The organism is Methylocapsa sp. D3K7, from assembly GCF_029855125.1.
Lineage (GTDB): Bacteria > Pseudomonadota > Alphaproteobacteria > Rhizobiales > Beijerinckiaceae > Methylocapsa.
Genome location: NZ_CP123229.1, coordinates 3,242,942 through 3,257,104, shown reverse-complemented (window position 1 = coordinate 3,257,104; position 14,163 = coordinate 3,242,942). Strand labels below are relative to the sequence as shown.

General features: G+C 57.4%; 13 protein-coding genes. 1 reads left to right on the top strand and 12 read right to left on the bottom strand.

Going from position 1 to position 14,163, the window contains the following annotated elements; translation table 11 throughout:
• Positions 1 to 113 precede the first annotated feature (113 nt).
• Positions 114 to 845 (bottom strand): cytochrome c biogenesis protein CcdA, encoded by a 732-nt coding sequence (locus QEV83_RS15395; protein ID WP_280128567.1) that lies wholly within the window; start codon positions 843 to 845, stop codon positions 114 to 116.
• A gap of 266 nt (positions 846 to 1,111) precedes the next feature.
• Here QEV83_RS15395 and QEV83_RS15390 point away from each other — a divergent pair, with 266 nt between their 5' ends.
• On the top strand, positions 1,112 to 2,548 hold the full coding sequence (locus tag QEV83_RS15390; protein ID WP_280128566.1) for a lipopolysaccharide biosynthesis protein: 1,437 nt from the start codon (positions 1,112 to 1,114) through the stop codon (positions 2,546 to 2,548).
• Here the strand turns inward: QEV83_RS15390 and QEV83_RS15385 are convergent.
• The 11 genes from QEV83_RS15385 to QEV83_RS15335 form a co-directional block, all read right to left on the bottom strand.
• Positions 2,545 to 3,480 (bottom strand): 50S ribosomal protein L11 methyltransferase, encoded by a 936-nt coding sequence (locus QEV83_RS15385; protein WP_280131098.1) that lies wholly within the window; start codon positions 3,478 to 3,480, stop codon positions 2,545 to 2,547. The two genes, QEV83_RS15390 and QEV83_RS15385, sit on opposite strands and share 4 nt — an antisense overlap.
• Positions 3,481 to 3,522: 42 nt before the next feature.
• A complete protein-coding gene (locus tag QEV83_RS15380) occupies positions 3,523 to 5,157 on the bottom strand; it encodes a B12-binding domain-containing radical SAM protein (protein WP_280128565.1) in 1,635 nt (544 codons plus the stop codon).
• Positions 5,158 to 5,343: 186 nt separating this feature from the next.
• The gene (locus tag QEV83_RS15375) at positions 5,344 to 6,234 is read right to left on the bottom strand and encodes an outer membrane beta-barrel protein (protein ID WP_280128564.1); all 891 of its coding nucleotides are present in this window, start codon (positions 6,232 to 6,234) and stop codon (positions 5,344 to 5,346) included.
• A 207-nt stretch (positions 6,235 to 6,441) separates the two neighbouring features.
• Positions 6,442 to 7,284 (bottom strand): outer membrane beta-barrel protein, encoded by an 843-nt coding sequence (locus tag QEV83_RS15370; protein ID WP_280128563.1) that lies wholly within the window; start codon positions 7,282 to 7,284, stop codon positions 6,442 to 6,444.
• A 215-nt stretch (positions 7,285 to 7,499) separates the two neighbouring features.
• Positions 7,500 to 8,402 (bottom strand): outer membrane beta-barrel protein, encoded by a 903-nt coding sequence (locus QEV83_RS15365; RefSeq protein WP_280128562.1) that lies wholly within the window; start codon positions 8,400 to 8,402, stop codon positions 7,500 to 7,502.
• A gap of 198 nt (positions 8,403 to 8,600) precedes the next feature.
• Positions 8,601 to 9,509: an outer membrane beta-barrel protein gene (locus QEV83_RS15360; RefSeq protein WP_280128561.1), complete on the bottom strand. Its 909-nt coding sequence runs from the start codon at positions 9,507 to 9,509 to the stop codon at positions 8,601 to 8,603.
• Between the two features lie 260 nt (positions 9,510 to 9,769).
• Entirely contained in the window at positions 9,770 to 10,492 is a 723-nt protein-coding gene (locus tag QEV83_RS15355; RefSeq protein ID WP_348273232.1) for an outer membrane protein, read from the bottom strand.
• A 186-nt stretch (positions 10,493 to 10,678) separates the two neighbouring features.
• Positions 10,679 to 11,452 carry a porin family protein gene (locus QEV83_RS15350; protein WP_280128560.1) on the bottom strand — a complete coding sequence of 258 codons (774 nt, stop codon included), beginning with the start codon at positions 11,450 to 11,452 and terminating at the stop codon, positions 10,679 to 10,681.
• Between the two features lie 228 nt (positions 11,453 to 11,680).
• On the bottom strand, positions 11,681 to 11,902 hold the full coding sequence (locus QEV83_RS15345; protein ID WP_280128559.1) for a hypothetical protein: 222 nt from the start codon (positions 11,900 to 11,902) through the stop codon (positions 11,681 to 11,683).
• 87 nt (positions 11,903 to 11,989) lie between these two features.
• On the bottom strand, positions 11,990 to 12,808 hold the full coding sequence (locus QEV83_RS15340) for a porin family protein (RefSeq protein WP_280128558.1): 819 nt from the start codon (positions 12,806 to 12,808) through the stop codon (positions 11,990 to 11,992).
• Between the two features lie 301 nt (positions 12,809 to 13,109).
• Positions 13,110 to 13,808: a porin family protein gene (locus tag QEV83_RS15335; protein WP_280128557.1), complete on the bottom strand. Its 699-nt coding sequence runs from the start codon at positions 13,806 to 13,808 to the stop codon at positions 13,110 to 13,112.
• Positions 13,809 to 14,163 lie beyond the last annotated feature (355 nt).

Below are 14,163 nucleotides of genomic sequence, written 5' to 3'. Positions count from 1 at the left end.
GGTCCGCAAAATGTGCCAAACGTGGCCGGAGATCCAAACGGCGCTTCTTGACTACGAACTTGCGCGGCGAAGCCCGGTCAATCGGTCCTCTTGCGTCCCTTAATCGCATGCCGCTACCCGATATTGGCGAGGCCGGGAAAGTTCTGCAGCAGCCATGCCGAAAAATCCTGGATCGACCCCGTCAGGAAGGCGATCCCGGTTGCCACAAGCAAAACGCCGATGACGCGCTCGATTGCACCAAAATACGGCCGGAACCGCTTGATGGCGCCGATAAACGGCTCCATTGCCAGCGCCACCAGCAAAAATGGCAAGCCAAGCCCGGCCGAATAAACGGCAAGCAGCGCGATGCCCCGCCCGACGGTCTCCTGCGAGGCGGCAACCGCGAGGATCGCCGCGAGAATAGGGCCGATGCAAGGCGTCCAGCCGAAGCCGAACGCCAATCCCATTATATAGGCGCCCCAAATTCCAACCGGCTTCTGGACGTTGACCCGCGCCTCGCGATAAAGAAAAGCAAACCGGAAAACGCCCAAAAAGTGCAAGCCCATCACGACAATCGCGATCCCGGCGAGAAGGGTGAGCCTCGCGAAATGCTCGTGCAACACCTGGCCGAACGCCGAGGCCGTCGCGCCGAGGCCGACAAAAACCGTCGAAAAGCCAAAGATGAACAGCAGAGCCGCGAAGAAAATATCGCGACGGGCGCGGGATACGCGGCGGGTGGCGACCTCCTCGATGGTTGTTCCGGCGATAAAGGTGAGATAGGGCGGCACCAGCGGCAGCACGCAGGGGCTCAAAAACGACAAAAGACCGGCAAGGGCGGCAACGGGGAGCGTGACATCATGCGTCATGCGCCCTTCTAGCCGGTTCTGGGATAAGGAAAAAGGGCGAGGACTATGCGAATTGGCACGGATTTCGCCAGTTTCATAAAATTAACGTGAGAATTTTAAGATGCGATCGTTGCCACGGGTTGGGACCAGGAGACATTGATGGCAGGGCTGGATTGCCCATTTGGGATGTGTTTGTGCGCCAGCCGGTACGGGTGCCTCAATAACGCTCCAATTTACTTCCGCATACGGTCGCGGGCAGACGCACAAAAGCTGGGCACGAATTTCAAATGACGGTCTTCCTCGTCTCATTTTGCAATATTTTTATGAATTTCGTGATCGGGCTTTTGATCGCGAAATTTCTCGGCCCCGAGGAATACGGCCGGTTTGCTCTCGCCTATGCGACCGCGATCTTCGTCCAAACGGGTTTCTTCGATTGGATCCGGCTGGGCGCTACCCGCTTTTACTCGCGCCGGAGTCGCAACGAGGAGCCGGCGCTCCGGGCGACGCTCGATTTCGCCTTTGCCGTCATCACGATGGGGCTCGCAGCGGGTCTCTGCCTGCTCCTCTTCACCGGCATCAATTTTACACTGTCCTATGGTTTGATCGCGCTGGCACTCAGCGTCGCCGCCGCCAACGGACTTTTCGATTATCATACAGCCCTCGTTCGCGCCTGTTTCGATGACAAGCTTTTCGCGCGGCTCGCGCTCGTCAAGAATGCCGTGGCTTTCGCTCTCATGGGTGGCGGGGCTTTTCTGTTCGGTTCGGCCAAGATGACGCTCATCGGCACGATCATCAGCCTCGGCGGATCGGTTGTCACGGCGCGCGCGGCGTTGCGTGATCCGGCCTCCAAACCCTATCTCGCGCGGGTGTCGATCGCCCGCTGGCTGATGGCCTACAGTCTGCCGATCGTCGGCGCCAATTTGCTTTATCTCGCAATCCCGCTCGCCAATCGTTCCGTCCTCGCGATTGTCGAGGGATTTTCCGAAACGGGCCAATTCTCCTTGGCTTATGATTTCGGAACCAAGGCCATACAAGCAATTGGCTCCGCCCTTGACATCGTCCTGTTTCAGATTGCGGTCGCAACCCATGAATTGCACGGCCCTGCGCAAGCCCGGCAGCAGATCGCCCGAAATATGACGATTGTCATCGCCATGGTCCTGCCGGCATGCACGGGACTTTGGCTGACCCTGCCGTCGATCGAGGAACTGGCCGTGCCGGAAGCCTATCGAGGACATTTCGACGTGCTGTTGCCGTTGATGCTGACCGGCCTCTTTTGCATGGCCATGATTCAATATGCCATCAGTCCAATTTTCCAGATCGAAAAGAAAACTGCGCCGCTGATTGCCGCGGCGCTGGCGGCCTGCGCCGCCGACCCCTTATTGCTTCTGTTCTTGCATCCCGGTGACGGCGCATCGAGACTTGCCATTGCTCAAACAGGAGCAATGCTGACTGCCCTCATCGTGCTCATCGGCTTTGCGTGCCGCGCATGGAGGCAATGGCCGCGCCCGCGCGATCTTGCCGTCGCGGCTTTCGCCAATGCGCTTATGGGGGCGATCGTTTTGCCCATGCGCGATCACGAGCCTGGACTAGCAACGCTCATCGAGCAGGTTGCAACCGGTGTTGCGGTCTATGCGGCCGTCGTTCTGAGCTTCGATGTTGCCGGACTTCGCGCGATCACTCTTGCGAGGGTCCGCCTCACCTACGCCCGGATGAAACCGCTCTAGATATCGCGCGGCCCGCCACGCCGCTGCAAGAGCAATGTAACCCAGCCATCGATATCAAGGCGCCGCAACAAGGCCATGCCTTGTCCCCGATAGGCACTGAGGACGCCGGGAACATCGCGGGCGATCAGACCCGAGAGAATAATATCCGCACGCGGCGCGGTGAGTTTGACAATTTGCGGCGCGAGTGCGCGCAACGGACGCGCGAGAATATTTGCCAAAATCAAGTCGTACGGTGCCCCCTGCCGTAACCTTGGATGAGCACTGCCTTTTGCGAGGACGGGACGGACAAAGCCTGGCACGCGATTGTATCTTGCATTGGCCGACGCCGCCGTGACGCAAACAGGATCGATATCGCCGGCTTGCACCGCGCGCTTGAACAATTTGGCCGCCGCGATGGCCAAAACGCCCGAGCCGGTGCCAAGATCGAGGATGGCGGCTGGGTCCCGCCGCCGCGCGACGCGCTCCAGCATGCAAAGACAGCCGCGCGTCGAACCATGATGGCCGGTGCCGAAAGCGAGCGCAGCCTCGATCTCGATGGCGAGGTCATTGGCCTTGGCCTTGCCGCGGCCATGCGCGCCATGAACCAGGAACCGCCCTGCCCGCACCGGAGCCAGCCCTTCCAGCGATGATGCAACCCAGTCGCGCTGGCGCAACTCACCAAAAACCGCCGCCTCGGCGGCGCTGTCCCCAGCGACAACGGCGACAAGGCCGCGAATATTCGCTTCGTCGGGAGGCGAACCGAAATAAACTTCGACCGCCCAGGCGCCGCTGTTCCAGCTGCAGGTGTCCGGCGCTTCCTCGAAAGCTGCGGCGGCGGTCGTCGCCGGGTCGAAAGTTTCGACGATAATATCAGCGACGGCGCGCGCTGTGGCTTCGTCGCAGGAGAGGCGCATGACATGCGTCGCATTGTTTGGGGGAAGGCCTTCGAGCATGAGCGCAGCTAACATGGACAGGCACGCACGGCAACGCGCCCGTCACCTTGGCAGATTGGCCTCGAGTTCGAGACCGCGCGCCTTGACCGAATAATGCGACGCATTGCCTCTGCCCGCGCTGGCGTCGCGCGCAAACATGATGAGATGATGAGCGCAGAGGCCAACGCTCAAAATCGGTTCGATCTGGCGGCGTCTCAGGCGGCCCAGAGCAAATTTCCAGAAGGTCCACCGGTAATCGCTTCGCACGCCGACGAACCAGAAGAGCCGGGCGAGAATCTCGATCCCCTTCACAATGTTGCGCGGCGAAAGACGCTGGCGGCTCCACGGCCGCCTTAAGCGATTGGGCCTTGTTTCGCGCATCTGATATTCGTAACGGGCAAATAGAGTCTCGGGCTCGTAGGCGGTAGCCATGCAGTTTTGCCACATGGCAAGCACTTCATCGTAGGGGAGTTTGAAGTCGATATTCGATTCTCGCTCGCAAATGTCCTCGTCGAGCAGCCGGTTTTCTTGTTGCAGGCGCTCCCAAAGCGGCGTGCGCGGCAGCGCTTGCAAGAGATTGATCGTCGCCATCGGAATTTTGGATTGTTCCAGAAACTCAAGAATCCGGGCGCCCGAATCACGGCTGTCGGTGTCGAGCCCGAGAATGATTCCGGAGACAACTTCCATCCCATGCCGGTTGATCGCGCGAACCGCGTCGAGAATCGGGACAACCATATTCTGCCGCTTGTCCATGGCCGTCAGCGCCTCGGTCTCAGGCGTCTCGATGCCGCAGAAAATCGTGTCGAACGCCGCCTCGCGCATGAGTTTGAGGATCTCGGGCGAGCGAGCAATGTTGAGTGTCGCTTCGCAGGAAAGGCTGACCGCGTAGCCATTGCGCTTTTGCCATTCGATCAGATGCGGCAGGAGATCGCGCAAAGCACGCCGGTTGGCGATAAAATTGTCATCGACAAAATAGATGGAGCCGTTGACGCCGCAGGCGACCAGTTTGTCGAGTTCGCCAATGATCTGAGCCGGAGTTTTAAGTCGCGGAACCCTGCCATAAAGTCCCGGAATATCGCAAAACTCGCAAGTGTACGGACAGCCGCTCGAAAATTGGATGCTGCCAAGAAAATAGCGCGAAATATCGGCGAGCTCATAGGCGGGCGACGGGAAATCGCAGAGGTCGCGGCGCGTTGCTGTTCTCAACACGATCTGTCCGGGGGGCCTTGCCACGTCGCGGGCGAGGATATCGATGAGTGCATCGGTTGCATCGCCAAGTTCGCCGACATGCAGATAGTCAAATGCGGGATAAAGTTCAGGACAGGCGGAAACCGAGGGACCGCCGAGCACCGCGACTTTACCGGCGGCATGAGCTCTCTTGCAGATGTCGTCCATCCGGCGGCGCTGGATGTGCATGCCGCTGACGAAAACTGCATCCGCCCAGGCAAAATCGCTGGCGCTCGCCGACCTCATGTTTTCGTCGATGAAGCGGACATTCCATGATTTTGGCAGCACCGCCGCGATCACCAGCAGTCCTTGCGGCGGCATGAAGGCGCGAACGCCATCGGTCAGCGGATAGGCATATTCGAAGGTACCGAACGACGGAACATAGCGCGGAAAAACGCAAAGGATGTTCCGCGGGCTTCCCTGACCGGCGGACAAGCCGTTGCCTCCCTTGAACTCAATCTCTTGAGACATGCCTCGCATGCAAAGCCCGATCGTTGCGTGGCGGTCTTGAGCGCGTATTCCGTGCGGCCAAAACGTGTGACGTAACGTAAGGGCTACTGAAAAGAAGTCAAAACTACGCCGAATGGACCGCCGCAATGAAAAAACCCGGCCACGGGAGCCGGGTTCGAGTTTGCCTGAAAGGACCGTGCGGCAGGTTCAGTATTTGGCGACGACCGGCGGCGCGCCCCAGTTGAAGTGATAATTGACGCCGACGCGGACGACATTGCCGCTGAAGTGGGTTCTCGAGACAGGCGCTCCGAGGGTGAAGAGCGTCCCTCCTAATGCGGTGCTGAAATTCGCCAGCGGGCTGAGGCCATAGGTCACGCTGCCGAGATCGTAATAGAGATATTCGACTTTGGCGCTCCAATTGGGGAGAAACAGCCATTCGACGCCGCCGCCCGCTGTCCAGCCGACGCGCGTATTGGTCACGGAACCGGACGCCGTATAAAGGTTGGGCAAAAATGGCGATCCGGTAAAGTCTTGACCGATCAAGGTGCTGGCGTGGGCGCCGCCATAGGCGAGGCCGCCGGTTCCATAAACGAGAAGCGTCGGGGTCGCGAGGAACCCAATACGGCCCCGGACCGTACCAAAATATTCCAACGATTTGCTGGCGACAGCCGTTTGAATGATGCTCTGAGCCGCAGGAAGGTTCACATTGCTGAACACCGAGGTGTTGCCGTTTCTAGACACGCCCTGGATATCGGCCTCGAGACCCCCAACCCAGCTATTGGCGAACTGATAGTTGTAGCCGATCTGACCACCGCCAATGAAGGCGACGGTTTGCGGGGCGAGATTAAATGTCGCCAATCCCGCGGACGCTGCATTGGAGAGCGCTTCCAAAACTAGACCGTTGAGGGGGTCAAGGTTCGCTGTGGCCGTATTGATGGTGTTGCTGTTGCCCCAGGTGCCGCCGATATTGGCGCCGATGTAAAAGCCGGTCCACAACGGCGGTGGTGGTGGCGGTGGCGGCGGCGGAAGGTCGGCGGCGATAGCGGTTCCGGCAAGCGCCATGGCGCCGGCGGAAGCTAAGAGAATGCGGCGTAACATGATCTGTCCCCCTAAAGGAAGTGAATAGGCAGCTGTTAGGTTACTCAAGCCCCCCTAAGCTTCAACTCCTAATCCTTCTATTGGTACGTTCCCTGGAATACCGTGATATAATCACAACATCCAGTCATATAAACTTCATATTACTTGAATGAGCAAAATAAAACCCGGCCGCAAGGGCCGGGTTGTAGTGCCATAAAGACAGAGGTTTCAGTATTTGGCGACGATTGGAGCCGGTGCCCACCAGTTGAACCGGTAGTTCAGACCCGCACGGACGATATTGCCATTGTGCCGGATCGAGCCCGTCACGCTGGATGTATTGGGTGCATATGTGTAGAATATGCTCGAGGTCGTGCGGCCGAGGTCGTAGTAAAGATACTCGACTTTCACCGACCAATTCGACCAATTTGCCGGCAGCGCATATTCGATGCCGCCGCCAGCAGCCCAGCCAACATTGGCCGAGCTAGAGGAGAAGGCAAACAATGGCGGTGCTGCCGCTGGAGCAACCACCGAGAATGCCGCCTGGGACTGCCCAAACGCCAAACCGCCGGTGCCATAGATCAAAAGATGATCGATCGGCGCCCAGCCAAGCCGGCCGCGGACTGTCCCGAGCCAATCGAGCTGCTGCGCGCTGGCAGAGGCAATCGGCACGAAACCAAGGTCCCCGTCGTGAAAGGCGACCCTGCTGTTGCGCCCGGTGGCGCCATCGATATCAACCTCAAGACCCAAAACGAAGCTCTGGATCTGATAATTGTAGCCGATTTGACCGCCGCCAATGAAGCCATTGGAGCCGTGCGCAGCAGGAGCAAGGACCGCTCCGGCGCCAAGCGCCGTGCCGAGTCCAGCGCCATCTGTATCGGCTCCAATGAAGCTGTAAGAGGACCCGCCCCAATGATAACCAGCATTGATGCCGGCATAGATCCCGGTCCAGCTGAAGAGTGGCGGCGGCGGCACATAGACGGGCGGCGGCGCGCGCGATGGAAGGTCGGCCGCGAAGGCCGCGCCGGAGAGCGCGAGCGCTCCAGCCGATGACAAGAGTATGCGGCGTAACATGGAAATCTCCCTCGAAAGACGTTAAATTAACGCTTCGATAGGCTACGCCAATTTAGAAATGCTTCAATAATAGTTGCCACCCGCGATGCTTAATCTTGAAAACCGTGGCAAAAACGCAACGGAATGTGGCGGAAACTATGTCGCGCCCTAAACGTGAAAAACCCGGCCGCGAGGGCCGGGTTTGAGTTTGTCGTCAAGTCACCTTGGGGAGAGGCTTAGTACTTGGCGACGACCGGAGCCGGAGCGCCCCAGCTGAAGTGATAGTTCAGTCCGACCCGGACAACGTTGCCGTTGAAGTGTGTCGAAGTGCGCGTGACGCCGATGGTTTCCAATAAAGTGCCCAAATTTCCGAATTGCGGCAGCGCGGAGCGATAGGTCGCGTTGCCGAGATCGTAATAAAGATATTCGACCTTGGCGCTCCAATTGGGGAGGAACATCCATTCGGCACCGCCGCCCGCGGTCCAGCCAACCCTCGTGCTGGAAATGCTGCCAAACGTGCCAAACGGGGAGGGCGTGTCGCCAAACCCGAGTTGCTCAACGACCCCGGTGCTCGCGTTGACGCCGCCATACGCAAGACCACCGGTTCCGTAGATCAGCAAGGTCGGCGTCACGAGATAGCCGATCCGGCCACGCACGGTGCCGAGGTAATTGACGCTCTTTCTCCACGTGATGATCGAGGAATCAGCGATCGGTACTGCCGCCCCCGGCACGAATCCCGTCTGGCCAACGGATCCGACCCTATGCGCCCCGGCAATGCCATCAAAATCTGCCTCAAGACCGGCGACCCAGCTGTTGGCGAACTGATAATTGTAACCGATCTGGCCGCCGCCGATGAAGCCGTTGGGGTTAAGGCTATGATTGCCGGTCGCCAGAGTGGCAACCGCGCCGCCGATATTGCCGTTCAGGGCAGGAAGAGAAAACACATTCGCCGTTGCCGTATTGATACCGGTGCTGGCCGACCACTCATACCCAGCGTTAATGCCGAGGTAGAACCCGGTCCACAATGGAGGCGGCGGCAAAAAGACTGGCGGTGGCGCGCGCGACGGAAGGTCGGCGGCGAAGGCCGCACCGGTCAGCGCGAATGCGCCCGCGGATGCCATAAGAATGCGGCGTATCATGATAGGTCTCCTCCAATGGTGTTCATTAACGTAACTGCAAAGTACGCTTGTTTCGCAAAGCTTCAACAATAGTTGGCCCGGATGCCGCGTTATCTCGATCACCGTGGCAAAAACGCAACGAAATCTAAATCCCACGAAAAAACCCGGCCGCGAGGCCGGGTTTCATCTTGCCAAAGAACAATTTGCCGATGGCAGGTTTCAGTATTTGGCAACGACCGGAGCAGGTGCGCCCCAGTTGAAGTGATAATTGATTCCAGCGCGGACGATGTTGCCGTTGAAATGGGTCCGGGTTGCCGCAGTGTTTATGAAGTGAATCGGAGCGCCTGCGTTCGAAGTCGCGATCAACGGACCGCTGCTGTAGGTCACGCTGCCGAGATCATAATAGGCATATTCGACCTTGGCGCTCCAATTGGGAAGGAACAACCATTCGGCGCCACCACCCGCTGTCCAGCCGACACGAGTTGTCGAGGCCCGGCCGAGCCCAAAGAAAGGCGTCGATCCGGTATTGGGAACTTCTGACCCGAAGATGCCGGTGTCGGAATTGATCCCGCCGTAGGCAAGACCGCCATCACCATAGATCAGCAAGGTCGGCGTCAAGAGGTAACCGAACCGGCCGCGCACGGTGCCGAGATAGTTGAGGCTCTTCGACACGCTATCAGTCGTTTGAACCGTATTCGGCGGGAAGCCGACTCTTGGCGTCACGGTAAACACGCTGGTGGTACCATTACCGCCGGCGACGCCCTGGATGTCCGCCTCGATGCCGACCAGCCAGCTCGTGGCGAATTGGTAATTGTAGCCGATCTGGCCACCGCCAATGAAGCCGTTGGAGTTCAACGGAATATTGCGGGTCGCACCGAGAGCAGCCGCGGGGGCATAGCTCTGACCAAGCGCTGAGAGGACGGCGGCGTTATTGAACGCAACCGCCGACACAACATCGACCGAATTGCTGGCGCTCCACTCATAGCCAGCATTCACACCGGCGTAGAAGCCGGTCCACAGGGGCGGCGGAGGCAAAAACACGGGCGGCGGTGGTGCAAGGTCAGCGGCGAAGGCTGTTCCGGCAAGCGCCAACGCGCCGGCGGACGCCAAGAAAATACGGCGAATCATGATCGGTCTCCTCAGGAACGTTTAATTAACGCTCTTATACGCTACACACGTTTCGCTAACCTTCAATCATTCTTCGTTAGCTTCCTGCGTTATCTGAAAGACTGTGGCAAAATCGCAACGAAATGTTGTCCCCCGCGCCATATTGCTATGAATAAAAGCAAAAACCCGGCCGCGAGGGCCGGGTTTATTTTTTCAGTCCAGCGGAATAACCTGGAAGTCCGCATCAATATCTGGTGACAACTGTCGCTGCTACAAGAGAATCAAAGTTTGTAGCTGACGCCGAGCTGCACTTGGTTTTGGGTCAGATGATGCTGCGACGTAAGGGAGAACGGAAAGAAGCCGATGGCGAAGGGGAAATCGGTATAATGGCCGAAATCCGCATAGCGATATTCCGCCCGCACCGACCAATTGTTGGTGACGGCGTATTCGATGCCGGCGCCAACCGTCCAACCCGAACGGGTCTTCGAAATGCTTTCAGTGGCGAGGCCGAACGTAGAATAGTCGTTGTGGATGCTGGTGAATGCAGCGCCGCCCGTCACATAGATCAGGGCGCGGTCCCAAGCAACACCGGCGCGGGCGCGGAACGAACCCTGGATCGGGGCCTTGGTGCTCACATTGATTCCACTGATGGGGTCGAAAACGGTTTGGCTGAGACTGGTGCCGTCCGCCGTGCCTTCGATGCCCGCGACCCACTGGCCGATCTGCAAATTGTAGCCGATATGGGCGCCGCCGATGACACCGCTCGGGCTGGTGGAAAACGCGCTACCGATGAATAATGGCACGGGGAGAAGTGGCGTCGGGCCCAAACCTAAATTCTCGCTGTCGTGATCCCACGCGTAACCAACCTGGAGACCGAGATAGAGACCTGTCCAGGAGAAAATCGGAACGGGCGGCGGCGGCGGCGCGATGGGAAGATCGGCCGCGAAAGCAGATCCCGCGAGGGCGATGGCACCGACGGATGCCAAGAGAAATTGACGGCGCATGAGCTTCCTCCATAAGCGATTTGTCTTCGGGAAAAGCTACGCGGTTTGATTTGCACACCCAACTCTTTTTAGGCGTCGCACAGCGTTATCTCGATCAGTGTGGCCGAAACGCAACGGACGAAAGAACCCAATAAAAACCCGGCCGCGAGGCCGGATTTTGAATTTCGCGGAATGGAGGTAGCCAGTTTAATATACGGGGAAGCTGTCGAATTTGTAGCTGAAGCCGACCTGCACCTGGTTTTGAGTCAGATGGTGCTGAACGGCGAGGGACGCACCAAGTGGGGGGACGACCAATGCGACGAAAGGGGTGTCCGTGTAATGGCCAAAATCCGAATAACGGTATTCCACCCGCACCGACCAATTGTTGGTAACGGCATAATCAATGCCCGCGCCGACCGTCCAGCCCGAACGGGTCTTCGAAATGCTTTCAGAAGGGACAATACCTGCTCCGAACATAGAATAATTGTTGGTAATATTGGTGAATGCAGCACCGCCGGTCACGTAGATCAAGGCACGGTCCCACGCGACACCGGCGCGGGCCCGAATCGAACCTTGGATGGGGGCTTTGGTGCCTGCCGTGAGACCGCTAAAGGGGTCGGTTACGCTCTTGCTGATGCTGGTGCCGTCCACTGTGCCTTCAAGGCCAGCGACCCATTGGTTGATCTGCAAATTGTAGCCGATATGGGCGCCGCCAATCACACCTTGCGGGCTGTTGCTGAATGAATCGGCGATGAAAGTCGGCGGTATGAAGATCTCCAATTCACGATTGACAAACCCAGGATCGAACGCGGTCACCTGCTGGCTGTCGTGACCCCAACCGTAACCGATCTGGCCACCGAGATAGAAGCCCGTCCAAGAGAAAATTGGAACCGGCGGCAGATAGGCCGACGGCGGCGCCGCGAAAGCGGACCCTGCAAAGGCGATGGCACCGGCGGATGCCAAGAGAAATTGACGGCGCATGAGCTTCCTCCATGAAGCGGCTTGTATTTAAAAAAAGTAAACCGCTTTGCTTAGACGACCAATCACTATTCACTCTTGCACAATGTTATCCCGATGAGTGTGGCCGAAACGCAACGGGACGATCCGATGCCGCAAAACATGATCAGCCGAAAAAGGAATCCGCCAAGGGAGAGCAAAAAAACCCGACCGCGAGGCCGAGTTTGATTTTTGCGGTAAGAACCATGTCTCTTAATATTTTGCGACGACCGGAGGCGGCGCATAGGTATCGAATTTGTAGCTGAAACCGACCTGGACCTGATTCTCGTTCAGCTGCCGGCGCGACGTTGCGAACACCGTCGGGCCAATGCCCGTGAAAGGCGTGGTCACGATATTGCCGAAATTCGAATAGCGATATTCGAGCAAAGCGAGTGAATCAAACTCATGGTCGTAAGAGAATAGCTTACGATGCAAGAGCCTCGGTGCCGGAGAAACCACCGCGAAAAAAACCCGGCCATCAGGCCGGGTTTTGATTCTTGTAACCCTTAAACCAAGTGCCGCTCAATATTTCGCGACGACCGGAGCTGGGGCGTACAAGTCGAATTTATAGTCGAACCCGACCTGAACTTGGTTCTGATTGAGGTGACGGTTTCCGTTGAAGAACACGCCGGGAGCCGCAGCCGCAAGCGGAGACAGAGACCCATCCCGGAGGTTGCCCCAATTGGTGTAGCGATATTCAGCCCGGACCGACCAATTGTTGGTGATGGCGTACTGAATTCCGCCGCCCACTGTCCAGCCAACGCGGGTGTTCGACACGTTGCCGTTCGCGAAAAATGGCACTCCAGTTACCGCTCCACTGTTTGCCACAGAGAAGTCCGTATTGAAGCCGCCGAAGGCAACGCCACCGGTGGCATAAATCAGGGCGCGATCCCAAGCGACACCGAGACGGCCGCGGATCGAACCCTGAATATCGGCTTTCGTGTGTGCTGTCAGAGACGTACCATCCCCGAAGGCGACCACGGCGGTATTGCTCAGGCTGGTGCCATCGACGGAACCTTCGATGCCCAACACCCACTGATTGATCTGATAGTTATAACCGACGTTGGCTCCACCGATCACGCCGCTCGGAGTGCCGCCAGCGCTGCTCGAAAGAAAAGTTCCGGCGGGACCAAAGAACGGGTCAAATCCGGTGAAGTTGTGGTTGCCGCTCGCCCAGGCGTAACCGATCTGGCCGCCGAGATAGATGCCGGTCCAGGTGAAAATCGGAACCGGGGGCAGATAGACCGGCGGCGGAGCGCGCGAGGGAAGATCGGCCGCGAAAGCCGCTGAGCCGGTGAAAGCCAATCCGGCAACTGACGCTAATAGGAGTTTACGATACATAAGCTTTGTCCTTTCAGGAGATGAAGCTGGTTTTAAATACGCCCTTATTATTACCGAGCGAATGAAATCCGTTTGAAAGACGTCGATTCCGAAGGAGGCGTGACTAATCTGCAACAAACGGCGGCGTGATCGATAGCCCGGCACGATTTTTGCGCGTTCATGTTTGAAGCGGCGCGGGACGTCTCATTAAAAAGGAGAGTGATCAAATTGAGAAGTTCGAGCATGTCCCTGTTGTGAATCTGATCAACTTTTCGGGACATGCTTAATGCTTGGACCGGAGCGAGGCTGGCGAGATAAAAACTTAATATCTCACGCCGAACGGATCGAACTTATAACTAAAGCCCGCGCGAACGGCGTTCTCAGTCTCGTGGTGAGTCACACTTGATCCGAGGCCAAAAGCAATCGGCGTGAAATCGGTGAAATGGCCGAAATCCGTATAGCGGTATTCCGCCCTCACCGACCAATTGCCCGTAATGGCATATTCAATTCCGCCACCGACCGTCCAGCCCGCTTGAGTATGCGAAAACGATCCAAGCCCCGAATAATTTGTGTCGAAGCCTGCGAATTCGCCGCCGCCTGTTGCGTAGAGAAGGACCCGGTCGAAGGCGACGCCGAGGCGTCCGCGAATCGATCCTTGAACCGGAATTTTCGTATTATAGACCGCACCGCCGGGGCTGTAGCTTCTGCTGATGCCGGTGCCTTCAACATCGCCTTCGATACCGGCGACGAATTGATTGATCTGATAATTAAAACCAGCATGGCCGCCGCCGACGACGCCATTCGGCGTGAAATTGGTGCCAAAGCCAAGGGGATAAACGTTCAATGTATCGGTGCCCCAGCCGTAGCCAATTTGGCCGCCGAGATAGAGACCTGTCCACGTAAAAAGAGGAACGATAGGCGCCTCGACCAGTGGCGGCGCCTGCCGGTAGGGGATATCGGCCGCTAAGGCTGGCGCGGCAGCCACGAGCCCAGCCAGTGGCAGGAGAAACCTGCGTATCATGGTTCAGTCCTTTTCAGTTTCTTCGGCGAACGATGTAACGCGCAAACCTAGACGATTTAAATCTGGCTAAATTTTGGACTCTACGATAGATTTCGATAATTCTTCGTAGAATAAGTAAGAATATTTTGCAGAATCGAAACCAAAAATTTAAAATTTACTTTCTATTAACCTAAAATTTTGGTTAATGTATTTGATAATGGATTTTCACATCTTTCAGTAAAACGTATTTCAATGCACTTTTATTTATTGACGTTAGCTTGCGCTCCAATATTTCAAACTAGCGCCGTCATGCTTGCGCCGTTGATCTTTAAAGACGAATCTGCACAAGTGGCCGGGATACGGACGCGCCTCGAAT

What these genes read in the sequence shown, in the direction of transcription:
- QEV83_RS15340 (WP_280128558.1), bottom strand. Translation starts at nt 12,808, where the DNA reads ATGTATCGTAAACTCCTATTAGCGTCAGTTGCCGGATTGGCTTTCACC.
- QEV83_RS15385 (WP_280131098.1), bottom strand. Translation starts at nt 3,480, where the DNA reads ATGCTCGAAGGCCTTCCCCCAAACAATGCGACGCATGTCATGCGCCTC.
- QEV83_RS15360 (WP_280128561.1), bottom strand. Translation starts at nt 9,509, where the DNA reads ATGATTCGCCGTATTTTCTTGGCGTCCGCCGGCGCGTTGGCGCTTGCC.
- QEV83_RS15390 (WP_280128566.1), top strand. Translation starts at nt 1,112, where the DNA reads ATGACGGTCTTCCTCGTCTCATTTTGCAATATTTTTATGAATTTCGTG.
- QEV83_RS15355 (WP_348273232.1), bottom strand. Translation starts at nt 10,492, where the DNA reads ATGCGCCGTCAATTTCTCTTGGCATCCGTCGGTGCCATCGCCCTCGCG.
- QEV83_RS15395 (WP_280128567.1), bottom strand. Translation starts at nt 845, where the DNA reads ATGACGCATGATGTCACGCTCCCCGTTGCCGCCCTTGCCGGTCTTTTG.
- QEV83_RS15375 (WP_280128564.1), bottom strand. Translation starts at nt 6,234, where the DNA reads ATGTTACGCCGCATTCTCTTAGCTTCCGCCGGCGCCATGGCGCTTGCC.
- QEV83_RS15335 (WP_280128557.1), bottom strand. Translation starts at nt 13,808, where the DNA reads ATGATACGCAGGTTTCTCCTGCCACTGGCTGGGCTCGTGGCTGCCGCG.
- QEV83_RS15365 (WP_280128562.1), bottom strand. Translation starts at nt 8,402, where the DNA reads ATGATACGCCGCATTCTTATGGCATCCGCGGGCGCATTCGCGCTGACC.
- QEV83_RS15380 (WP_280128565.1), bottom strand. Translation starts at nt 5,157, where the DNA reads ATGTCTCAAGAGATTGAGTTCAAGGGAGGCAACGGCTTGTCCGCCGGT.
- QEV83_RS15350 (WP_280128560.1), bottom strand. Translation starts at nt 11,452, where the DNA reads ATGCGCCGTCAATTTCTCTTGGCATCCGCCGGTGCCATCGCCTTTGCA.
- QEV83_RS15370 (WP_280128563.1), bottom strand. Translation starts at nt 7,284, where the DNA reads ATGTTACGCCGCATACTCTTGTCATCGGCTGGAGCGCTCGCGCTCTCC.